Source organism: Agrobacterium tumefaciens (genome assembly GCF_031801495.1).
In the GTDB taxonomy this organism is placed as follows: domain Bacteria; phylum Pseudomonadota; class Alphaproteobacteria; order Rhizobiales; family Rhizobiaceae; genus Agrobacterium; species Agrobacterium tumefaciens_K.
In genome coordinates this window covers 1756678-1778561 of record NZ_JAOEGC010000002.1, presented here as the reverse complement: position 1 = coordinate 1778561, position 21884 = coordinate 1756678, and the positions used below count along the sequence as shown (strand labels likewise).

The 21884-nt window shown below is 57.4% G+C and carries 17 protein-coding genes, 3 tRNA genes and 1 pseudogene; 17 read left to right on the top strand and 4 right to left on the bottom strand.

Features of this window, described 5'->3' with window-relative positions:
* Window positions 1–3 precede the first annotated feature (3 nt).
* Together N7578_RS18115 and N7578_RS18110 are read right to left on the bottom strand one after the other, a co-directional pair.
* Window positions 4–393, bottom strand: coding sequence for an acyl-CoA thioesterase (locus N7578_RS18115; RefSeq protein WP_311111623.1), 390 nt, complete (start codon window positions 391–393; stop codon window positions 4–6).
* A gap of 75 nt (window positions 394–468) precedes the next feature.
* A complete protein-coding gene (locus N7578_RS18110; protein ID WP_311111622.1) occupies window positions 469–1356 on the bottom strand; it encodes an RNA methyltransferase in 888 nt (295 codons plus the stop codon).
* 244 nt (window positions 1357–1600) lie between these two features.
* Between N7578_RS18110 and N7578_RS18105 the strand changes: the two genes are divergently transcribed.
* The 3 genes from N7578_RS18105 to N7578_RS18095 all read left to right on the top strand — a co-directional run bounded on the left by N7578_RS18105 (window position 1601) and on the right by N7578_RS18095 (window position 2625).
* A tRNA-Tyr gene (locus N7578_RS18105) sits at window positions 1601–1685 on the top strand.
* Between the two features lie 24 nt (window positions 1686–1709).
* Window positions 1710–1783: transfer RNA gene (locus tag N7578_RS18100), tRNA-Gly, on the top strand.
* Window positions 1784–2235: 452 nt separating this feature from the next.
* On the top strand, window positions 2236–2625 hold the full coding sequence (locus N7578_RS18095; RefSeq protein ID WP_311111621.1) for an MliC family protein: 390 nt from the start codon (window positions 2236–2238) through the stop codon (window positions 2623–2625).
* Between the two features lie 422 nt (window positions 2626–3047).
* Here the strand turns inward: N7578_RS18095 and N7578_RS18090 are convergent, their stop codons facing one another.
* The gene (locus N7578_RS18090; RefSeq protein WP_311111620.1) at window positions 3048–3680 is read right to left on the bottom strand and encodes a TerC family protein; all 633 of its coding nucleotides are present in this window, start codon (window positions 3678–3680) and stop codon (window positions 3048–3050) included.
* 426 nt (window positions 3681–4106) lie between these two features.
* Here N7578_RS18090 and N7578_RS18085 point away from each other — a divergent pair.
* The 11 genes and pseudogenes from N7578_RS18085 to rpoC all read left to right on the top strand — a co-directional run.
* Window positions 4107–4169 (top strand): annotated as a pseudogene (locus tag N7578_RS18085) (elongation factor Tu); the annotation flags it as partial.
* A gap of 135 nt (window positions 4170–4304) precedes the next feature.
* Complete coding sequence (locus N7578_RS18080) at window positions 4305–5096, top strand: glycosyltransferase family 25 protein (protein WP_311111619.1); 792 nt, start codon at window positions 4305–4307, stop codon at window positions 5094–5096.
* 240 nt (window positions 5097–5336) lie between these two features.
* Window positions 5337–5412: transfer RNA gene (locus tag N7578_RS18075), tRNA-Trp, on the top strand.
* A gap of 186 nt (window positions 5413–5598) precedes the next feature.
* The gene (gene secE / locus N7578_RS18070) at window positions 5599–5799 is read left to right on the top strand and encodes a preprotein translocase subunit SecE (RefSeq protein ID WP_311111618.1); all 201 of its coding nucleotides are present in this window, start codon (window positions 5599–5601) and stop codon (window positions 5797–5799) included.
* Window positions 5800–5820: 21 nt separating this feature from the next.
* The gene (gene nusG / locus N7578_RS18065) at window positions 5821–6351 is read left to right on the top strand and encodes a transcription termination/antitermination protein NusG (RefSeq protein ID WP_311111617.1); all 531 of its coding nucleotides are present in this window, start codon (window positions 5821–5823) and stop codon (window positions 6349–6351) included.
* 145 nt (window positions 6352–6496) lie between these two features.
* Window positions 6497–6928 carry a 50S ribosomal protein L11 gene (rplK, locus tag N7578_RS18060; protein WP_027677153.1) on the top strand — a complete coding sequence of 144 codons (432 nt, stop codon included), beginning with the start codon at window positions 6497–6499 and terminating at the stop codon, window positions 6926–6928.
* 2 nt (window positions 6929–6930) lie between these two features.
* Window positions 6931–7626, top strand: a complete 696-nt coding sequence (gene rplA, locus N7578_RS18055) for a 50S ribosomal protein L1 (RefSeq protein WP_311111616.1) — start codon at window positions 6931–6933, stop codon at window positions 7624–7626.
* Window positions 7627–7986: 360 nt separating this feature from the next.
* Entirely contained in the window at window positions 7987–8505 is a 519-nt protein-coding gene (rplJ, locus tag N7578_RS18050; RefSeq protein ID WP_311111615.1) for a 50S ribosomal protein L10, read from the top strand.
* A gap of 58 nt (window positions 8506–8563) precedes the next feature.
* Window positions 8564–8941 carry a 50S ribosomal protein L7/L12 gene (gene rplL / locus N7578_RS18045; RefSeq protein WP_004442635.1) on the top strand — a complete coding sequence of 126 codons (378 nt, stop codon included), beginning with the start codon at window positions 8564–8566 and terminating at the stop codon, window positions 8939–8941.
* 260 nt (window positions 8942–9201) lie between these two features.
* Window positions 9202–13329 carry a DNA-directed RNA polymerase subunit beta gene (gene rpoB / locus N7578_RS18040; protein ID WP_311111614.1) on the top strand — a complete coding sequence of 1376 codons (4128 nt, stop codon included), beginning with the start codon at window positions 9202–9204 and terminating at the stop codon, window positions 13327–13329.
* 180 nt (window positions 13330–13509) lie between these two features.
* On the top strand, window positions 13510–17718 hold the full coding sequence (gene rpoC / locus N7578_RS18035) for a DNA-directed RNA polymerase subunit beta' (protein ID WP_311111613.1): 4209 nt from the start codon (window positions 13510–13512) through the stop codon (window positions 17716–17718).
* Window positions 17719–17879: 161 nt separating this feature from the next.
* On the opposite strand, the gene N7578_RS18030 is transcribed toward rpoC, so the two are convergent.
* Window positions 17880–18173, bottom strand: a complete 294-nt coding sequence (locus N7578_RS18030; protein ID WP_311111612.1) for a transcriptional regulator — start codon at window positions 18171–18173, stop codon at window positions 17880–17882.
* Window positions 18174–18702: 529 nt separating this feature from the next.
* Between N7578_RS18030 and rpsL the strand changes: the two genes are divergently transcribed.
* From rpsL to fusA, 3 genes are all read left to right on the top strand, one after another.
* Entirely contained in the window at window positions 18703–19074 is a 372-nt protein-coding gene (gene rpsL / locus N7578_RS18025; RefSeq protein WP_003507760.1) for a 30S ribosomal protein S12, read from the top strand.
* Window positions 19075–19151: 77 nt separating this feature from the next.
* Entirely contained in the window at window positions 19152–19622 is a 471-nt protein-coding gene (gene rpsG / locus N7578_RS18020; protein ID WP_311111611.1) for a 30S ribosomal protein S7, read from the top strand.
* 34 nt (window positions 19623–19656) lie between these two features.
* Window positions 19657–21756: an elongation factor G gene (gene fusA, locus N7578_RS18015; protein ID WP_311111610.1), complete on the top strand. Its 2100-nt coding sequence runs from the start codon at window positions 19657–19659 to the stop codon at window positions 21754–21756.
* Window positions 21757–21884: the final 128 nt, after the last annotated feature.

The following is a 21884-nucleotide window of genomic DNA, read 5'->3' as shown; positions in this document are numbered from 1 at the left end:
GACTTACTCCGCAGGCGGAATGGGGGTGGGTTTACCTTCTTCGTCCATTGCCACCATGATGAAGGTTCCGGCTGTGACCTTTTCCAGCTTGTCGAAGCGTGAGCGCTGCGCCCATGCTTCCACTGAAAGGGTAATGGAGGTTCGTCCGACGCGAACGAACTCCGTGTAGATCGACAGGGTGTCGCCGATCTTGACCGGCAGTTCGAAGGCCATTTCCTTCACCGCTGCCGTGACGACACGACAGCGGGCGCGTTCGGCGGCGCGGATGCCGCTTGCCAAGTCCATCTGCGACATGACCCAGCCACCGAAAATATCGCCCGCAGGGTTTGCGTCTGCGGGCATGGCGAGCGTTCTAAGCGTCAGTTCGCCGGCCGGTTTGATCATATCGGGCATCGTTTCATTGTCTCCATGCGTCAGAATAAGGCGCAGCATGCGTCGCGCGCTGTTCTTTCGCAAGAAAGACGTCGCTTAAGACGACGCTTTTCCAAGAAATTGCTGCGTTGCGTAAAGGGCGATAGCCGCCGCATTCGACACGTTCAGCGATTTGATTTCACCAGGCATGTCGAGGCGTGCGAGTGCAGACACGGTTTCGCGCGTCTTCTGGCGCAGCCCCTTGCCCTCTGCACCGAGGACCAGAGCGATCTTGTCGCCGCTGAAGGTCTTCTCGATGGGGGCCGGTCCTTCCGAATCCAGTCCGATGGAGGTGAAGCCCAGCTTGTGCAGCTCTCCCAATGCATCGGCCAGATTGGTGATCTGGATATAGGGGATCATTTCCAGCGCGCCGGATGCGGATTTGGCGAGCACGCCGGATTCGGTCGGGCTGTGGCGCATGGTGGTGATCAGCGCGCCCGCGTTGAAGGCGACGGCCGAGCGCATGATGGCGCCGACATTGTGCGGGTCCGTGACCTGATCGAGAACGAGGATCAGCGGGCTGTCTTTCAGTGCGCCAAGCCTTTTGACGGGCAGGGGCTTCGTTTCCAGCATCACGCCCTGATGGATCGCCTCGGGGCCAAGCACCTTGTCGATATCCTGTGGGGCGACGAACTCGACCGGGAAGGGCTGGCCTTCCGCGTCGCCGATGCCCAGGCGGACGAAAGCATTCTGCGTGACCGACAGCTTGATGATCTGTCGCTCTTTATTGGAGAGGGCGGCACGCACCGTATGCAGGCCATAAAGGTAGACCTGATCCGGCGCCAGTTGCGGCGGTTTCCAGTCATCTGCGCCTTTATGTTTGCGCTTCTGTTGCGGTGGGGTTGGAATTTCGCCGCGCTCGCGCTTTGCATCGCGCACGGCGCGACGAAGATTGGCGTAGTGCGTATCGCGGGTGGATTTGTCTTTGGGGGCGTCTTTGCTCATGTCGCCTTATATCTCCGGCCTGTTGCCTGCACCAGCCCCTACAGCGTCGGGCGCAATTATCTCCTGCCGCCACGAACAATCCACAGGGCTTTGAAGGCGAACGAATTTTTTCGGAAAAATTCGTGTGACAGCGTGTTGACAGAAGCGAATGAGGCCGTCATATACGCCCCCAACAGACGACGAACGGCGCAGCGCCGGACGGAAATCTGGATAAAGCTTGGTCGCTTGATCCTCGCAGAATACTGGAGGAATGCCCGAGTGGTTAAAGGGGACGGACTGTAAATCCGTTGGCTCAGCCTACGTTGGTTCAAATCCAACTTCCTCCACCATTCTGCACGGATCGAATCACCGCCGCGGGTATAGCTCAATGGTAGAGCAGCAGCCTTCCAAGCTGAATACGCGGGTTCGATTCCCGCTACCCGCTCCAATTTCTCCGTTAAATTTGAACTACTGTTTTCGCGCTAAATTCCGTTTTCCATGTTGCAGGATGCCGCGTATAACGCGTCCGCATGCTCGGATTCAGCTTTTGTAAGTGCTTGATCGTCTCTGCGCGGTTGATTGTGCGCTTGACTGACGCACCTGCGCATTCCATCGGGTAGAATATCCGAAGAGTTTGCTTTTTTTCCTTGGTACATAGACTTGAAGGGGCGGAGACGCTTTCGCCAGTCAGACGGTGTGTCGTCAGTAAAGCGAGCTGCCAGGCGAATGGACGCGAATGACAAAACGACTTGGAAATTATCTCGTCGTGCTGGTCATTTTGTCTGATATTGTGGGCTGCCATGCAAAGAGGCGCGTACCGATTCTTTGCATGATGCCGGTATGCCTGATTCCTGCCCTTATGCGATGCGTTTATGTTTGTCGCTAAGGCGAGGGAAACCCGTGAAAAAATCTGCAGCAATCATCTCTTTCATGACCGCCGTTTCCTCACTCTTTTTCACCGGTGCGATTGCGGAAAATCTCGTGATTCCGCTGCCGGAGGAGACAACGGTCGAGAAAACGGAAGCCGTTTATCAGTGCGGCAGCGAAAAAGTCGGCGCCACCTATCTCACCACCGGGGATGTCGGCCTTGTGCGAATCGCATTTGCTGGCCGAATCATTGTCGCGTCGAGCGTCATCTCCGGTTCGGGCGCGAAATATCAGGGGGGGTGCTTACGTCTGGTGGTCCAAGGGAGAAGAGGCCGATCTTTACGATCTGATGGCGGACCCGCAGATGCAGAAGCCGCTGCATTGCGCGGCTATCAAATCCTGAGCGATATGCTTGCCGCGTAAATGAAACCGACGGCAGGACGGGGCTTTCAGGCCCGTGCCGTGCCGCCGGTCGATGTCAAAATTTCAGTTGGCGTGTCCTAATGGAGAAAGAACGTCGCCAGCAGGGCAGTCAGGACAAGTGAGCTTCCGACGCAACCGAGCTTCATCCAGCGAAGACGGCGCGTACGGCCACCACCCCAGTCATAAGCCATTGTTCGTTATGCCTTTCTTCTTGTTTTTATTAACCTGATGTTTAGCTCCCTATGCTTGCCCGTGGCTGACCTCAACTGTCAAAAGCGAGGGGCGAAAATTGGTGATTTTCGGACCGTTGTGAAATGTTGCAGCGCAACGCATGCGTGATTCACCGCCTCGTGCGGGCAATAAAAAAGGCCCGAAAACATTGCGTTTCCGGGCCGTGATGTCGTCTGATTTTTTCTCTGATGTCAGCTGAAGTAGGGCTGGATGTGCGGCAGTACTTCCAGGATGCCGTGGTAGAGCATGTTCAGCGCCACATAGATGATGACCATCAGGCCGAGATAGGAAATCCAGCGATAACGGTGCAGCAGTTTCGCCACGAAGTTTGCGGCAAGGCCCATCAGGGCGATGGAGACGATCAGGCCGATCACGAGGACCGTCACATGTTCCTGTGCTGCGCCAGCGACGGCGAGAACATTGTCCAGAGACATCGAAACGTCGGCGATGACGATCTGGGTCGCTGCTTGCAAAAATGTCTTGTGACCCTTGGTGAGGTCGGCTTCTTCGTCGGTTACCTCGTCCTCCATCGAGCCGTTCTGTTCGCGAAGCTCGACCCACATTTTCCAGCAGACCCACGCCAGAAGCAGTCCGCCGAAAAGTTGCAGGCCGACAAGGGCCAGAAGCTGGACGGTGACAGCGGCAAAGCCGATACGAAGCACCGTTGCGGCAATGATGCCGACGAGAATTGCCTTGCGACGCATATGCGCCGGCAGGCCGGCGGCGGCGAGGCCGATCACGATGGCGTTGTCGCCTGCCAGAACAAGATCGATCGCGATGACCTGTAGAAATGCCATGAACCCGGCAGCGGTGAAGATTTCCATGTGAATGCCCTGAAACGGATGGAAGTGTGCGAGCCGGAGAAAGCGGCCGGCCGAGATGTCGTTCGGTGCAAGGCGGTGGGCGTCTCTCCCCGGACGTGTCCGTTTCCATAAGCCAAGATATGGTCGCTGGTAAAGAGTGCGTGATCGGCGATAAATAGTTCGTTATCGATCAGGGTGCTGTCGCCGTCTCGGAAGAACAGGCAGACGCAGACAGTATTTTCAATGTACGGTTGGCAAGGTTATTCGGGTGATCGAGTTTGACTTTCGCGTCAACGGCACCATATGTGGGCATCGAAGTCGCGCTTCATGCGCGTGTGAGAGCGCTTTAACAATTAAGTCTTGCGCATTCGCTTACAAAGCCTTAAACGGCGACACCAAACCGGTTCGCCGGGGAAACTACTTCACGTTCACAGGAAGCAAATTCACATGGCAAAGAGCAAGTTTGAGCGGACGAAGCCGCACGTCAACATTGGCACGATCGGTCACGTTCGATCGTCGAGTAATCTCTCGATCTGAAATGCAGTACGGCGGCGGTGTGAACAACACCGCCGCTTTTTTGTTGTCTGCCGCATGCTGAAAAATGGCGGCAGATCATGTTTCGGACGGCTGCCAGGGTTGTTTAAAATGCGGGTTCTCATCATCAATCTTCCGTCCGCCAAGGAGCGCATGGCATTCCAGGCAGAACAGATGCGCCGTCTGGGGCTGGAATTTACCCGTATAGGCGCGGTTCTCGCTGATCAGGCTGACGCCATGCGCAGCCGTGATTACTGGTTTACGTGGCAGCGCCCCCTGCGGAACAACGAAAAGGCGTGCATGCTAAGCCATGTCGAGGCATGGCGTTTTGTTGTCGCAGCCAACGAGCCGATGCTGATCCTTGAAGATGACGCGCTGCTCTCGAGGCGCCTTCCGGCGCTCCTGCAGTCGCTTGCCGGGCGAGCCGATCTGGATCTTCTCAATCTCGAGGTTCGGGGTAAACGGAAGCTGCTCGGCCGGGAGCCCATGCGAGGGCTTTCGGAGGTGTACAGGCTATATCAAAGCGGTGGAGGGGCGGCTGCTTACGTCCTTTGGCCCGCGGGAGCTCGCAAACTGCTCGCCGACACGGAGCTGCGCGCAGGTCTGGCGGATGCTGTTCTGTCGGCTGCGAGCTATCTCGAAAAATATCAGACAACGCCTGCTTATGCGCTGCAACTCGACATGTGCGGACATTATGATCTGCCTGCGCCATTGCAGACCGTCTCGTCGATTGGTGATGGCGGCAAGCCGGATTATAATATCCCCTTGTATCTGTTTCTGAGGCTGAAGCGGCGCCGGGTGTCGGAGCAGCTCGGCCTTTTCTTCGGTCGTATCTTCCGCTTTTTCGTCGCGCGTCGACGTTTTATCGAGGTGAGGGCAGAGGATTTTTCGTTTCCGGCGTGATGCGTGCTGCCGGTAAGACTGCTTTTCAATGCCGGTTTTCGTGACGCATCTTGTGTGGCGGATGTCAGGGGACGTCCGCCGTCGCACGGGCGCCACCGACTAGCCAAAACGCGCAACCCTATGGTCTGTGTATATTATTCCCGAAGCGTGCAGAAAGCGCTTGCCATTCTTTCCGCATCACCTTAAAGGAGCGCCATACCGATTTCGCCAAGCGGATTTCGCAGCCGGATTCGGGACTAAAGGGGTATAGCTCAGTTGGTAGAGCGGCGGTCTCCAAAACCGCAGGTCGGGGGTTCGAGCCCCTCTGCCCCTGCCACTTCCTCACTCGCAAGCGCGCATTTCGCTGCATGGCGGATGAGGTGCCGGTTTTCCGGCGAATTTCGCCGAATGTCGATTTCCTCTTGTTAAAATTGGAATCGGTGTTTATGTAGGGTCAAAACAGACACGCGGTGCGTGGGGCTGATTAGTTCGGCTTTACGCGCCGTAATTGCGTGGGCAGTCAATGGCATCCAAAACCAATCCGTTTACGTTTCTGCAGCAGGTTCGCGCCGAAGCGTCGAAGATCACTTGGCCGTCGCGCCGCGAGACCATGATTTCCACGGCAATGGTGCTGGTGATGGTTATTTTTGCGGCGCTGTTCTTCTTTGCTGCCGATCAGCTCATAGGCTGGATTCTTGGCCTTGTGCTGAGCGTTGGCCGGTAACGGATTGAACGGAGAGTAAAGATGGCAGCGCGCTGGTATATCGTTCACGCATATTCGAATTTCGAAAAGAAGGTCGCTGAGTCGATCGAAGAGAAGGCTCGTCAGAAGGGTCTTTATCATCTTTTCGAGAAAATCCTCGTGCCGACCGAAAAGGTCGTTGAGGTGCGTCGCGGCCGCAAGGTCGATAGCGAGCGCAAGTTTTTCCCGGGTTACGTGCTGGTGCGCGCAAACCTGACGGATGAGGCGTATCACCTCATCAAGAACACGCCGAAGGTTACCGGTTTCCTTGGTTCGGACAGCAAGCCTGTTCCGATTCCTGACTATGAAGCCGAGCGTATCCTTGGTCAGGTTCAGGAAGGTGTCGAGCGTCCAAAGTCTTCGGTTTCGTTCGAGATCGGCGAACAGGTTCGTGTTTCCGATGGTCCGTTCGCGTCGTTCAATGGCGTTGTTCAGGATGTCGATGAAGAGCGTTCGCGCCTGAAGGTTGAAGTTTCGATTTTCGGCCGCGCTACGCCGGTCGAACTGGAATACGCTCAGGTCGAAAAGGTCTGAGTGCCGGGGCGGTAAGCCCCGAACCGCGTGGAAGGCAATCTGGCTCTTGAAGCCGGGGCAGGGCGCCGCACCACGCAACCGCAGCCGCCGGGTTTCCGGCATTAGAGGGGTCGGGTAACCGGCTCGAATTGAAAGGCAGAGAGAAATGGCTAAGAAAGTTGCAGGCCAGCTCAAGCTTCAGGTCAAGGCAGGATCGGCTAACCCGTCCCCGCCAATCGGTCCTGCGCTTGGTCAGCGTGGCATTAACATCATGGAATTCTGCAAGGCGTTCAATGCCGCCACGCAGGAAATGGAAAAGGGTATGCCGATTCCGGTCGTCATCACCTATTACCAGGACAAGTCCTTCACCTTCGTCATGAAGCAGCCGCCAATGACCTATTGGCTCAAGAAGGAAGCAAAGATCACCTCCGGTTCCAAGACGCCTGGCAAGGGCGCCAAGGTCGGTTCCATCACCAAGGCTCAGGTCAAGACGATCGCAGAAGCCAAGATGAAGGATCTGAACGCAGCCGACATCGAAGGCGCAATGGCAATGGTTGAGGGCTCTGCCCGCGCCATGGGCCTGGAAGTGGTAGGTTGATCATGGCTAAGCTTGCAAAGCGCGTACAGAAGACCCGCGAAGGCGTTGACCCGAACAAGCTCTACGTCCTGACCGACGCCATTTCGATGGTCAAGGAACGGGCTGTTGCGAAGTTCGACGAAACCGTCGAAGTCGCGATGAATCTCGGCGTTGACCCGCGTCACGCAGACCAGATGGTTCGCGGCGTTGTCAACCTGCCGAACGGCACGGGCCGCGACGTTCGCGTTGCTGTTTTCGCTCGTGGTGCCAAGGCTGATGAAGCCAAGGCTGCCGGTGCAGACATCGTCGGTGCAGAAGACCTGCTGGAAATCGTCCAGGGCGGCAAGATCGATTTCGATCGCGTGATCGCAACCCCGGACATGATGCCGCTCGTCGGTCGTCTCGGTAAGGTTCTCGGCCCACGTGGCATGATGCCGAACCCGAAGGTCGGTACGGTTACGATGGACGTCGCTGGTGCCGTTAAGGCTTCCAAGGGTGGCGCTGTTGAATTCCGCGTCGAAAAGGCCGGTATCGTTCACGCTGGCATCGGCAAGGCTTCTTTCGACGCCAAGGCGCTGGAAGAGAACATCAAGGCTTTCGCTGACGCCGTCATCAAGGCGAAGCCGGCTGGCGCCAAGGGCAACTACGTCAAGCGCGTAGCGATCTCTTCGACCATGGGTCCGGGCTTCAAGATCGACCCGTCGTCGGTCACGGCCTAATGAATTCGCCGCGCCTTTTCGTAAGGCGCGGCAATACAGATTTCCGGCCCTCACCGGCCGGAAGTTTCCGGGGAAACCCGGAATTCCTGTCCGAGATTGCAGGTGGTCTCTGTCCTTCGGGATGTTGGCCTTAATCGTTTAACCTGCATGAGACGGGTAAGACCCGGATTTTCGCATCGTTCACGGTGTTTAATAATCCGGTTCGAACCTGGTGTGCCTTGTGCCTTCAGCCTTCGGGTGAGAGAGCAGGGGGACAGGATCCTCGAGCGTCACTCGGAACCTTGGTTTCAAGGTTCCTTGGGGCAAAGGCAAACCCGATGGGGCCAGCATGATTGCGGTCCCGTCAACTGGAGACAGACAGTGGAAAGAGCGGAAAAACGCGAATTCGTCACAGAGCTGAACGAAGTCTTTAAGGCTTCCGGTTCGGTTGTTGTGGCCCACTATGCTGGCGTCACCGTTGCGCAGATGAACGACTTCCGTTCGAAAATGCGCGCTGCGGGCGGCACAGTTAAAGTCGCGAAGAACCGTCTGGCCAAGATCGCTCTTCAGGGTACGGAGTCGGAAGAGATCACCAATCTCTTCAAGGGACAGACGCTCATTGCATACAGCAATGACCCGATGACCGCTCCGAAAGTCGTCATGGATTTCGCCAAGACCAACGACAAGCTCGTTATTCTTGGTGGCGCCATGGGCGCGACCGCGCTCAACGCGGAAGCAGTCAAGTCGCTTGCGACCCTGCCTTCGCTGGACGAGCTGCGCGCAAAGCTGCTGGGCCTTCTCAATGCCCCGGCAACTCGCGTCGCTACGGTTGTCGCAGCACCAGCAAGCCAGCTTGCGCGTGTGTTCTCGGCTTACTCCAAGAAGGACGAAGCCGCTTAAGGCGGTTTTTCGCTGTAAATATTCAAACCGGTTCGAACCGAATTAAAGGAACTATAAAATGGCTGATCTCGCAAAGATCGTTGAAGACCTCTCCTCTCTGACCGTTCTGGAAGCTGCTGAGCTTTCCAAGCTGCTCGAAGAAAAGTGGGGCGTTTCCGCTGCTGCTCCTGTAGCAGTTGCTGCTGCTGGTGGCGCTGCTGCCGCTGCTGCACCGGAAGAAGAAAAGACTGAATTCGACGTTATCCTGGTTGACGCTGGCGCCAACAAGATCAACGTCATCAAGGAAGTTCGCGGCATCACGGGCCTCGGCCTGAAGGAAGCCAAGGACCTCGTTGAAGGCGCTCCGAAGCCTGTCAAGGAAGCTGTTTCCAAGGCTGAAGCTGCTGACCTCAAGAAGAAGCTCGAAGACGCCGGCGCTAAGGTCGACGTTAAGTAATCTCGCGATTGCTGGATGGGAGAGGGAAATCCTTCTCCCATCTTTCGCTTTGTTGAAACCGATTACCCAAGAACCGCGTGAAAACGGTTCTTGGGTAATGGGTTCTTCAAGAGAATGGTTCCGAACCGGCTCATCAAGGCAATCCGGCCTGATCGATCCGGGATGTGGAACGAGATTGAATTTACCCATTGATTGACGGGATCGACTGGCCATCGGTTCCCGTCCGTTGCAGGCCCGGATGCAATTTTAAAGGAGCGACGATGGCTCAGACCCTTTCGTTTAACGGTCGTAGGCGCGTACGCAAGTTTTTCGGCAAGATTCCAGAAGTAGCGGAAATGCCGAACCTCATCGAGGTTCAGAAGGCTTCGTACGACCAGTTTCTCATGGTTGACGAGCCCAAGGGTGGCCGTCCCGACGAGGGATTGAATGCCGTTTTCAAATCCGTATTCCCGATCACCGACTTTTCCGGTGCTTCGATGCTCGAGTTCGTTTCCTACGAATTCGAAGCGCCGAAGTTTGACGTCGAGGAATGCCGTCAGCGCGACCTGACCTATGCAGCGCCGCTAAAGGTGACGTTGCGTCTCATCGTATTCGATATTGATGAGGATACGGGCGCCAAGTCCATCAAGGACATCAAGGAACAGTCCGTCTACATGGGCGATATGCCGCTCATGACCAACAACGGTACATTCATCGTCAACGGCACCGAGCGCGTCATCGTTTCGCAGATGCACCGTTCGCCGGGCGTGTTCTTCGACCACGACAAGGGCAAGAGCCACTCTTCCGGCAAGCTGCTCTTCGCTGCCCGCGTCATTCCTTACCGCGGTTCCTGGCTCGATATCGAATTCGACGCCAAGGATATCGTCTACGCCCGTATCGACCGTCGCCGCAAGATTCCTGCGACGTCGCTGCTGATGGCGCTCGGCATGGACGGCGAAGACATCCTGTCGACCTTCTACACCAAGGCTTCCTACGAGCGCGACGGCGATGGCTGGCGCATTCCGTTCCAGCCTGAAGCGCTGAAGAACACCAAGGTCATCACCGACATGATCGACGCCGACACCGGCGAAGTCGTTGTCGAAGGTGGCAAGAAGCTGACGCCGCGCTTGATCCGCCAGCTGACCGACAAGGGCCTCAAGGCTCTCAAGGCGACGGATGACGATCTGTACGGCAACTATCTCGCTGAAGACATCGTCAACTACGAGACGGGTGAAATCTATCTCGAAGCAGGCGATGAAATCGACGAGAAGACGCTTGGCATCATCCTTGCTGCCGGCTTCGACGAAATCCCGGTTCTCAACATCGACCACGTCAACGTCGGTGCCTACATCCGCAACACCCTGTCTGCGGATAAGAACGAAAACCGCCAGGAAGCCCTGTTCGACATCTACCGCGTCATGCGTCCGGGTGAGCCGCCGACCATGGATTCCGCGGAAGCCATGTTCAACTCGCTGTTCTTCGACGCAGAGCGTTACGATCTGTCGGCTGTTGGCCGCGTGAAAATGAACATGCGTCTCGACCTCGACGCGGAAGACACCGTGCGCACGCTGCGCAAGGAAGACATCCTTGCTGTCGTCAAGATGCTGGTCGAACTGCGCGACGGCAAGGGCGAGATCGACGATATCGACAACCTCGGTAACCGTCGTGTCCGTTCGGTCGGCGAACTGATGGAAAACCAGTACCGCCTCGGCCTTCTGCGCATGGAACGTGCGATCAAGGAACGTATGTCCTCGATCGAAATCGACACCGTGATGCCGCAGGACCTGATCAACGCGAAGCCGGCAGCTGCCGCTGTTCGTGAATTCTTCGGTTCCTCGCAGTTCATGGACCAGGTGAACCCGCTTTCGGAAATCACCCACAAGCGCCGTCTTTCGGCTCTTGGACCGGGTGGTCTGACCCGCGAGCGCGCAGGCTTCGAAGTCCGCGACGTTCACCCGACCCACTACGGCCGTATCTGCCCGATCGAAACGCCGGAAGGCCCGAACATCGGTCTGATCAACTCGCTTGCAACCTTTGCCCGCGTCAACAAGTACGGCTTCATTGAATCCCCGTACCGCAAGATCGTTGACGGCAAGGTCACGACCGACGTGATCTACCTCTCCGCAATGGAAGAGGCGAAGTATTACGTCGCGCAGGCCAACGCACCTCTCAACGAAGACGGCTCTTTCTCGGAAGAGTTCGTTGTCTGCCGTCACTCGGGCGAAGTTATGCTCGCACCGCGCGACAACATCAACCTGATGGACGTTTCGCCGAAGCAGCTCGTTTCGGTCGCGGCGGCTCTCATTCCGTTCCTGGAAAACGACGACGCCAACCGCGCTCTCATGGGCTCGAACATGCAGCGTCAGGCCGTTCCGCTTCTGCGCGCCGAGGCACCGTTTGTCGGTACCGGCATGGAGCCGATCGTTGCCCGCGACTCCGGCGCTGCCATCGCAGCCCGCCGTGGCGGTGTTGTCGATCAGGTGGATGCGACCCGTATCGTTATCCGTGCAACGGAAGACCTCGATGCCGGGAAGTCCGGTGTTGACATCTATCGCCTGCAGAAGTTCCAGCGTTCCAACCAGAACACCTGTGTCAACCAGCGCCCGCTGGTATCCGTCGGTGACATTATCTCCAAGGGTGACATCATCGCGGACGGTCCTTCGACCGACCTCGGCGACCTGGCACTCGGCCGTAACGCGCTCGTCGCGTTCATGCCGTGGAATGGCTACAACTACGAAGACTCCATCCTGATGTCCGAGCGCATCGTCTCCGACGACGTGTTCACCTCCATCCACATCGAAGAATTCGAAGTGATGGCGCGCGACACCAAGCTTGGTCCAGAAGAAATCACGCGCGACATTCCGAACGTTTCGGAAGAAGCGCTGAAGAACCTCGACGAAGCCGGTATCGTTTACATCGGTGCGGAAGTTCAGCCGGGCGATATCCTCGTCGGCAAGATCACGCCGAAGGGCGAAAGCCCGATGACGCCGGAAGAAAAGCTTCTGCGCGCCATCTTCGGTGAAAAGGCTTCCGACGTTCGCGACACGTCCATGCGTATGCCTCCGGGCACGTTCGGTACGGTCGTTGAAGTCCGCGTGTTCAACCGTCACGGCGTCGAAAAAGACGAACGTGCGATGGCTATCGAGCGCGAGGAAATCGAACGTCTGGCAAAGGACCGCGACGACGAGCAGGCCATTCTGGACCGCAACGTCTACGGTCGCCTGATCGACATGCTTCGTGGTCAGGTATCGATTGCCGGTCCGAAGGGCTTCAAGAAGGGTGTTGAACTCTCCAACGCCGTCGTCTCCGAATACCCCCGCTCGCAGTGGTGGATGTTCGCGGTCGAGGACGAGAAGGTTCAGTCCGAGATCGAGGCTCTGCGTGGTCAGTACGACGAATCCAAGTCGCGCCTTGAGCAGCGCTTCATGGACAAGGTCGAGAAGGTCCAGCGCGGCGACGAAATGCCTCCGGGCGTCATGAAGATGGTCAAGGTCTTCGTTGCCGTTAAGCGCAAGATCCAGCCGGGTGACAAGATGGCCGGCCGTCACGGTAACAAGGGCGTTGTCTCGCGTATCGTGCCTGTCGAAGACATGCCGTTCCTCGAGGACGGTACGCACGTCGACATCTGCTTGAACCCGCTGGGCGTGCCTTCGCGCATGAACGTCGGCCAGATTCTCGAAACGCACCTCGCATGGGCTTGCGCCGGTATGGGCAAGAAGATCGGCGAGATGCTCGAAGAGTATCGCAAGACGATGGACATCAGCGAGCTTCGTTCGGAGCTGACCGAGATCTATGCGAGTGAATCGCATGACGAGGTTCAGCGTTTCGACGATGAGTCCCTGGTGAAGCTTGCCGAAGAAGCAAAGCGCGGCGTTTCGATCGCTACGCCTGTTTTCGACGGTGCGCATGAGCCTGACGTTGCTGCCATGCTGAAGAAGGCGGGTCTGCACGAGAGCGGTCAGTCCGTCTTGTACGATGGCCGTACGGGTGAGCCCTTCGACCGCAAGGTCACCGTTGGCTACATGTACATGATCAAGCTGAACCACCTTGTCGACGACAAGATCCACGCTCGCTCGATCGGTCCTTACTCGCTCGTCACCCAGCAGCCGCTCGGTGGTAAGGCGCAGTTCGGCGGACAGCGTTTCGGGGAAATGGAAGTCTGGGCACTGGAAGCATACGGCGCAGCCTACACGCTGCAGGAAATGCTCACCGTCAAGTCGGACGACGTGGCGGGCCGCACCAAGGTTTACGAAGCGATCGTCCGTGGCGACGACACCTTCGAAGCCGGTATCCCGGAGAGCTTCAACGTTCTCGTGAAGGAAATGCGGTCGCTCGGTCTGTCAGTCGAACTGGAGAACTCCAAGATCGACACGGCGGCGGAAGGGCAGCTTCCGGACGCAGCGGAATAAGAAACGAGAAGGCGGGCGCCTTTAGAGGCGCCTGCCGGTTTCCGCCGCAGGACGTGATCGTTCAGGCGGAAATTTTCGCCGCATTTTGCGGTTAATCGTGTTTTTAGGCACTGGCCGGTTACCCGGGAATAAATCGCGCCAGATGCAAGCAAGGGGCAAAACCCCTCAAGGAGACAAGGCATGAACCAAGAGGTCATGAATCTTTTCAATCCGCAGGTGCCCGCGCAGCACTTCGATTCGATCCGGATTTCCATTGCGTCGCCTGAGAAGATCCTCTCCTGGTCTTACGGCGAGATCAAAAAGCCGGAGACCATCAACTACCGTACGTTCAAGCCTGAACGCGACGGTCTGTTCTGCGCGCGTATCTTCGGACCGATCAAGGACTACGAGTGCCTGTGCGGTAAGTACAAGCGCATGAAGTACAAGGGCATCATCTGCGAAAAGTGCGGCGTTGAAGTCACGCTGTCGCGCGTTCGCCGTGAGCGCATGGGCCACATCGAGCTCGCAGCGCCGGTTGCACACATCTGGTTCCTGAAGTCGCTTCCTTCGCGTATCTCGACGCTGCTCGACATGACGCTGAAGGATGTCGAGCGCGTTCTGTACTTCGAAAACTATATCGTGACGGAACCGGGTCTGACTTCGCTGAAGCAGAACCAGCTTCTTTCCGAAGAAGAATACATGATCGCCGTCGATGAATTCGGTGAAGACCAGTTCACGGCCATGATCGGCGCCGAAGCCATCTACGAGATGCTCGCGTCGATGAACCTCGAGCGTATTGCGGGCGAACTGCGCACCGATCTGGCGGAAACGACGTCTGATCTGAAGCAGAAGAAGCTGATGAAGCGCCTGAAGATCGTCGAGAACTTCATGGAGTCCGGCAATCGTCCCGAGTGGATGATCATGAAGGTCGTTCCGGTCATTCCTCCGGACCTGCGTCCGCTGGTTCCGCTGGATGGCGGCCGTTTCGCGACGTCGGACCTCAACGATCTGTACCGCCGCGTCATCAACCGTAACAACCGTCTGAAGCGTCTCATCGAGCTTCGTGCACCGGGCATCATCATCCGCAACGAAAAGCGTATGTTGCAGGAATCCGTGGACGCGCTGTTCGACAACGGCCGTCGCGGTCGCGTCATCACGGGTGCCAACAAGCGTCCGCTGAAGTCGCTCTCCGACATGCTCAAGGGCAAGCAGGGCCGCTTCCGTCAGAACCTTCTCGGCAAGCGCGTCGACTATTCCGGCCGTTCGGTCATCGTGACCGGTCCGGAACTGAAGCTGCACCAGTGCGGCCTGCCGAAGAAGATGGCGCTCGAACTGTTCAAGCCGTTCATCTACGCCCGCCTCGACGCGAAGGGTTACTCCTCGACCGTCAAGCAGGCCAAGAAGCTCGTTGAAAAGGAAAAGCCGGAAGTCTGGGATATCCTCGATGAGGTCATCCGCGAGCATCCGGTTCTCCTGAACCGCGCACCGACGCTGCACCGTCTGGGCATCCAGGCTTTCGAACCCACGCTGGTCGAAGGCAAGGCCATCCAGCTGCATCCGCTCGTCTGCACGGCCTTCAACGCCGACTTCGACGGTGACCAGATGGCTGTTCACGTACCGCTCTCGCTGGAAGCCCAGCTTGAAGCGCGCGTGCTGATGATGTCGACCAACAACATTCTGCATCCGGCAAACGGTCAGCCGATCATCGTTCCTTCGCAGGACATGGTTCTCGGCCTGTACTACCTGTCGATCCTGAACCAGAACGAGCCGGGTGAAGGCATGGCCTTCTCCGACATGGGCGAACTGCACCATGCTCTGGAAAACAAGGTCGTCACGCTGCATGCCAAGATCCGCGGCCGCTTCAAGTCCGTCGACCTCGACGGCAACCCGGTTTCGAAGATCTATGAGACGACGCCAGGTCGCATGATCATCGGCGAACTGCTGCCGAAGAACGGCAACATTCCGTTCGATATCTGCAACCAGGAGATGACCAAGAAGAACATCTCCAAGATGATCGACACGGTCTACCGTCATTGCGGCCAGAAAGACACGGTCATCTTCTGCGACCGAATCATGCAGCTTGGCTTTGCTCATGCCTGCCGCGCCGGCATTTCGTTCGGCAAGGACGACATGATCATTCCTGAAACCAAGGCGAAGATCGTCGGCGATACCGAAACGCTGGTGAAGGAATACGAACAGCAGTACAACGATGGCCTGATCACTCAGGGCGAGAAGTACAACAAGGTCGTTGACGCATGGGGCAAGGCTACGGAAAAGGTCGCCGAGGACATGATGGCCCGCATTAAGGCCGTCGAGTTCGACCCGGAAACCAACCGCCAGAAGCCGATGAACGCCATCTACATGATGTCGCACTCGGGTGCTCGTGGTTCTCCGAACCAGATGCGCCAGCTGGGCGGCATGCGCGGCCTGATGGCGAAGCCGTCGGGTGAAATCATCGAGACGCCGATCATCTCGAACTTCAAGGAAGGCCTGACCGTTAACGAGTACTTCAACTCGACGCACGGTGCCCGTAAGGGTCTGGCAGACACCGCCTTGAAGACCGCGAACTCCGGTTACCTGACCCGTCGTCTCGTCGACGTGGCGCAGGACTGCATCGTCAACTCCAGGGATTGCGGCACCGAAACGGGCCTCACCATGACTGCCATCGTCGATGCCGGTCAGGTCGTTGCTTCGCTCGGCGCACGTATCCTCGGCCGTACGGCTCTGGACGACATCGATCATCCGGTTACCGGCGAAAACATCGTGAAGGCTGGCACGCTGATCGATGAGGCCGATGTGGCCACCATCGAAAAGGCTGGTATCCAGTCCGTTCGCATCCGCTCGGCTCTTACCTGCGAAGTGCAGGTCGGTGTTTGCGGCGTCTGCTACGGTCGTGACCTTGCACGCGGTACGCCTGTCAACATGGGCGAAGCCGTTGGCGTCATCGCCGCACAGTCGATCGGTGAACCGGGCACGCAGCTGACCATGCGTACGTTCCACCTTGGTGGTACGGCTAACGTTGTTGACCAGTCGTTCCTCGAAGCCTCTTATGAAGGCACGATTGCGATCAAAAACCGCAACATCCTGCGCAACTCCGAAGGCACTCTCATCGCAATGGGCCGTAACATGGCGGTCACCATTCTCGATGAGCGTGGTCAGGAGCGTTCGTCGCAGCGCGTTGCCTACGGTTCGAAGATCTTCGTCGATGATGGCGACAAGGTTAAGCGCGGTCAGCGTCTCGCAGAGTGGGATCCTTACACCCGTCCGATGATGACGGAAGTGGAAGGTACCGTTCACTTCGAGGATCTGGTCGACGGTCTGTCCGTTCTGGAAGCCACCGACGAATCCACCGGTATCACCAAGCGTCAGGTTATCGACTGGCGTTCGACACCGCGTGGTTCGGACCTCAAGCCTGCGATCGTCATTAAGGACGCTTCCGGCGCAGTTGCGAAGCTCTCCCGTGGTGGTGAAGCTCGCTTCCATCTGTCGGTCGACGCCATCCTGTCGGTCGAGCCGGGCTCCAAGGTGTCTCAGGGTGACGTGCTTGCACGTTCGCCGCTGGAAAGCGCCAAGACGAAGGACATCACCGGTGGTCTGCCGCGCGTTGCCGAACTCTTCGAAGCGCGTCGTCCGAAGGATCACGCTATCATCGCCGAAATCGATGGTACGATCCGCCTCGGCCGCGACTACAAGAACAAGCGTCGCGTCATGATCGAGCCTGCTGAAGACGGTGTCGAGCCGGTCGAATACCTGATCCCGAAGGGCAAGCCCTTCCACCTTCAGGAAGGCGACTACATCGAAAAGGGTGAATACATCCTCGACGGTAACCCGGCACCGCACGACATTCTGGCGATCAAGGGCGTGGAGGCACTCGCTTCCTACCTCGTGAACGAAATCCAGGAAGTCTATCGTCTGCAGGGCGTTATCATCAACGACAAGCACATCGAAGTGATTGTCCGTCAGATGCTTCAGAAGGTCGAAATCACCGATGCTGGCGACAGCCAGTACATCGTTGGCGACAATGTCGACCGGATCGAACTGGACGACATGAACGACCGTCTGATCGAAGAGGGCAAGAAGCCGGCTTACGGCGATCCTGTTCTCCTCGGCATCACCAAGGCATCGCTGCAGACGCCGTCCTTCATCTCGGCCGCATCGTTCCAGGAAACCACCAAGGTTCTCACGGAAGCTGCGATCGCCGGCAAGACGGACACGCTGCAGGGTCTCAAGGAAAACGTCATCGTCGGCCGTCTCATCCCGGCTGGTACCGGCGGCACCATGACGCAGATCCGCCGCATCGCCACCTCGCGCGACGACCTCATCCTGGAGGAGCGCCGCAAGGGTACCGGTGCAGGTTCCGCGACGCAGATGCTGCAGGACATGACAGATCAGGCTCCGGCAGCCGAATAAGGCAGCCGGGCAGGGGGCTTCAAAGCCCCTGATCACCCAGATACAAAAAACGCCCGGAGTGATCCGGGCGTTTTTTTTGAATGGCAGAACGTTCAGTGGCGGGCGCGATATGCCTATCTGGCTGAGGCAGGAGCCTCGCTGCGCGCCGCAGCCTTCTGAGGTCAGGCGAAGCGGATGATTGCGACTTCGCCCTCTAGGGCGCCCTGATAGGCAGAAGCATGCGGCTCATCGTCCGGCACGTCGGTCAGCATGCCGATCTGGTCGAGGTCGGCCTCGATGAACCCTTCCTCGGAGAGGGCGTTCAGCGTCTCGCGGACGGCCGTGTCGTCGTCGGGAGCTTTCAAGATGACGTGGATATCGATCCCCTCGGAGCCCTCCTGCTCGTACGCCTTGCCGATGACGATGAAGACCATTGGCTCATCGCGTCCGTTGTCGTTGTCTGGGGATGCATTCATGACGCGGTTCCTTGATCTCGGGTTCGTTTCCTGTCGGCCGATCGGGAATCGGCCCTTCATGCTGCTGGCGCATGTTTTGCGGAGCAGAGGGAATCAATAGACGGATTTTGTGAAAAGCCAAAGGCTGCATATGAAATTCACAGCATTGGACCCCGACTTGTGTTAAAAGGGAACTGAAATGGCTGTCCGGATCGCCTTAACCCCCGATGCCATAGGGCAATATGTGGATTCGCCCTTGACGAAAGCTGGCTAAAACAGTAGTACGCCCGCCATCGGAGCCTCTGTATGTGCTGGCCGTCAGGGAATATTTTTCCTGAAGTTCTTCATAAACAGATCTTCATCGCACGTAGAAGACACGAATGTTGCACGCACGACGCCTTCTAGGTCGTCCTCTGCTCTTGGTGGTCCATCCGTGAAAGCGGGTCGGGCCACGTTTTGCGCATGAGGATATATGCGTGCTTCGTCGCCGGCAACGGCATAACCGCCACTCGCAAGGGTGGCTAAAGTAGTTTTTACAAGGGATGGTTATATGCCTACCGTAAACCAGCTTATCCGCAAGCCTCGCCAGGCACAGGTAAAGCGCAACAAGGTTCCTGCTCTCCAGGAAAACCCGCAGAAGCGTGGTGTTTGCACCCGCGTTTACACGACGACCCCGAAGAAGCCGAACTCGGCTCTGCGTAAGGTTGCCAAGATCCGCCTCACGAACGGCTTCGAAGTCATCGGCTACATTCCTGGTGAAGGTCACAACCTTCAGGAACACTCCGTTGTCATGATCCGCGGCGGCCGCGTAAAGGACTTGCCAGGTGTTCGTTACCACATCATCCGTGGTGTTCTCGATACCCAGGGCGTCAAGAACCGCAAGCAGCGCCGTTCGAAGTACGGTGCGAAGCGTCCGAAGTAATTCGGTTTAAACAGATTCCGGCGCTGCGCGAGGTTCTCCGCGTGGTAAAGCGCCATAACAGTTGAGAGACAAAGAATATGTCCCGTCGCCATAGTGCAGAAAAGCGTGAGATCAACCCGGATCCGAAGTTCGGCGATCTGATCGTCACCAAGTTCATGAATGCCATCATGCTTCATGGCAAGAAGTCCGTTGCAGAAAGCATCGTTTACGGCGCGTTCGACGTCGTTCAGGGCAAGACGAAGCAGGAGCCGCTCGGCGTGTTCCACTCCGCGCTCGACAACGTTGCTCCGCACGTTGAAGTTCGTTCGCGCCGCGTTGGTGGTGCAACGTACCAGGTTCCGGTCGACGTTCGTCCCGAGCGCCGTCAGGCTCTTGCTATCCGCTGGCTGATCGCTGCTGCGCGCAAGCGCAACGAAACGACCATGATCGATCGCCTTTCCGGCGAACTCATGGACGCTGCGAACAACCGCGGCTCCGCTGTCAAGAAGCGTGAAGACACGCACAAGATGGCCGACGCCAACCGCGCATTCTCGCATTACCGCTGGTAATCTTAACCGGTCGAATATCGAAAGGCAGTCCATTATGGCTCGCGAATATAAAATCGAAGACTACCGCAATTTCGGTATCATGGCGCATATCGACGCCGGCAAGACGACGACCACCGAGCGTATTCTTTACTACACCGGTAAGTCGCACAAGATCGGCGAAGTTCACGACGGCGCGGCCACGATGGACTGGATGGAGCAGGAGCAGGAGCGTGGTATCACCATCACCTCCGCTGCTACGACGACCTTCTGGAAGGGTCGCGATGGCAAGATGCGCCGTTTCAACATCATCGACACCCCCGGCCACGTTGACTTCACGATCGAAGTCGAGCGTTCGCTGCGCGTTCTCGACGGTGCGATCGCTCTTCTCGATGCCAACGCAGGCGTAGAGCCGCAGACGGAAACCGTCTGGCGTCAGGCTGAGAAGTACAACGTTCCGCGCATGATCTTCTGCAACAAGATGGACAAGACCGGCGCGGACTTCTACCGCTCGGTTGAGATGATCAAGACCCGTCTCGGTGCAACGGCTGTCGTCATGCAGCTGCCGATCGGTGCAGAAACCGAGTTCAAGGGCGTTGTCGACCTGATCGAGATGAACGCACTCATCTGGCGCGACGAATCGCTCGGCGCTCAGTGGGATGTCGTTGAAATCCCGGAAGACATGAAGGCCAAGGCTGAAGAATATCGCGAAAAGCTGATCGAGACTGTTGTCGAGATCGACGAAGAAGCGATGGAAGCCTACCTGAACGGCGACATGCCGGACAACGACAAGATTCGCGAACTCGTTCGTCGCGGCACCATCGACGTGAAGTTCCACCCGATGTTCTGCGGCACCGCGTTCAAGAACAAGGGCGTTCAGCCGCTTCTCGACGCCGTTGTCGATTACCTGCCTTCTCCGCTGGACATTCCTGCGATCAAGGGTATCGACTTCAAGACAGAAGCTGAAATCGAGCGTCATGCCGACGATTCCGAGCCGCTTTCCATGCTCGCGTTCAAGATCATGAACGACCCCTTCGTCGGTTCGCTCACCTTCGCACGTATCTACTCGGGCAAGCTCGAAAAGGGCACGTCTGTCATCAACACGGTCAAGGACAAGCGCGAGCGCGTCGGCCGTATGCTGCAGATGCACTCCAACAGCCGTGAAGACATCGAAGAAGCCTTTGCAGGCGACATCGTTGCTCTGGCTGGCCTCAAGGAAACCACGACTGGCGATACGCTCTGCGATCCGCTGAAGCCGGTTATCCTCGAGCGCATGGAATTCCCCGAGCCGGTCATCCAGATCGCGATCGAGCCGAAGACCAAGGGCGACCAGGAAAAGATGGGCCTCGCGCTCAACCGCCTGGCTGCTGAAGATCCTTCGTTCCGCGTGAAGACGGATGAAGAATCCGGTCAGACGATCATCGCAGGCATGGGCGAACTTCACCTCGACATTCTCGTTGACCGTATGCGTCGCGAGTTCAAGGTCGAAGCGACCGTTGGTGCTCCGCAGGTTGCTTACCGCGAAACCATCACCAAGGCGCATGAAGAAGACTACACGCACAAGAAGCAGTCCGGTGGTACCGGTCAGTTCGCTCGCGTGAAGATCCTGTTCGAACCGAACCCTGAAGGCGAAGACTTCAAGTTCGAGTCGAAGATCGTTGGTGGTGCTGTTCCGAAGGAATACATCCCGGGCGTTCAGAAGGGTATCGAAAGCGTTCTGTCTTCGGGTCCGCTGGCTGGCTTCCCGATGCTCGGCGTCAAGGCAACCCTGTTCGACGGCGCATACCACGATGTCGACTCGTCGGTTCTGGCGTTCGAAATCGCATCGCGTGCCTGCTTCCGTGAAGCAGCGAAGAAGGCTGGCGCACAGCTTCTCGAGCCGATGATGAAGGTCGAAGTCGTGACTCCGGAAGATTACGTCGGTGACGTGATCGGCGATCTGAACTCGCGTCGCGGTCAGATCCAGGGTCAGGAATCGCGCGGCATCACGATCGTGATCAGCGCACACGTTCCGCTTGCGAACATGTTCAAGTACGTCGACAACCTGCGCTCCATGTCGCAGGGCCGTGCACAGTACTCGATGACGTTCGATCACTATTCGCCGGTTCCAAGCAACGTTGCTGCTGAAATCCAGGCAAAGTACTCCGGTCAGAAATGACCGGGGTATCCCCAAACGAGATTTGAAGTTTACTCCCGCTTCGGGACAAAATTGGAGAGCCACTAATGGCAAAGAGCAAGTTTGAGCGGACGAAGCCGCACGTCAACATTGGCACGATCGGTCACGTT

Excerpts from the sequence above, each read along its gene's own strand:
- N7578_RS18115 (WP_311111623.1), bottom strand. The coding sequence starts at position 393 with ATGCCCGATATGATCAAACCGGCCGGCGAACTGACGCTTAGAACGCTC.
- N7578_RS18110 (WP_311111622.1), bottom strand. The coding sequence starts at position 1,356 with ATGAGCAAAGACGCCCCCAAAGACAAATCCACCCGCGATACGCACTAC.
- N7578_RS18090 (WP_311111620.1), bottom strand. The coding sequence starts at position 3,680 with ATGGAAATCTTCACCGCTGCCGGGTTCATGGCATTTCTACAGGTCATC.
- N7578_RS18080 (WP_311111619.1), top strand. The coding sequence starts at position 4,305 with ATGCGGGTTCTCATCATCAATCTTCCGTCCGCCAAGGAGCGCATGGCA.
- secE (WP_311111618.1), top strand. The coding sequence starts at position 5,599 with ATGGCATCCAAAACCAATCCGTTTACGTTTCTGCAGCAGGTTCGCGCC.
- nusG (WP_311111617.1), top strand. The coding sequence starts at position 5,821 with ATGGCAGCGCGCTGGTATATCGTTCACGCATATTCGAATTTCGAAAAG.
- rplK (WP_027677153.1), top strand. The coding sequence starts at position 6,497 with ATGGCTAAGAAAGTTGCAGGCCAGCTCAAGCTTCAGGTCAAGGCAGGA.
- rplA (WP_311111616.1), top strand. The coding sequence starts at position 6,931 with ATGGCTAAGCTTGCAAAGCGCGTACAGAAGACCCGCGAAGGCGTTGAC.
- rplL (WP_004442635.1), top strand. The coding sequence starts at position 8,564 with ATGGCTGATCTCGCAAAGATCGTTGAAGACCTCTCCTCTCTGACCGTT.
- rpoB (WP_311111614.1), top strand. The coding sequence starts at position 9,202 with ATGGCTCAGACCCTTTCGTTTAACGGTCGTAGGCGCGTACGCAAGTTT.
- rpoC (WP_311111613.1), top strand. The coding sequence starts at position 13,510 with ATGAACCAAGAGGTCATGAATCTTTTCAATCCGCAGGTGCCCGCGCAG.
- N7578_RS18030 (WP_311111612.1), bottom strand. The coding sequence starts at position 18,173 with ATGAATGCATCCCCAGACAACGACAACGGACGCGATGAGCCAATGGTC.
- rpsL (WP_003507760.1), top strand. The coding sequence starts at position 18,703 with ATGCCTACCGTAAACCAGCTTATCCGCAAGCCTCGCCAGGCACAGGTA.
- rpsG (WP_311111611.1), top strand. The coding sequence starts at position 19,152 with ATGTCCCGTCGCCATAGTGCAGAAAAGCGTGAGATCAACCCGGATCCG.
- fusA (WP_311111610.1), top strand. The coding sequence starts at position 19,657 with ATGGCTCGCGAATATAAAATCGAAGACTACCGCAATTTCGGTATCATG.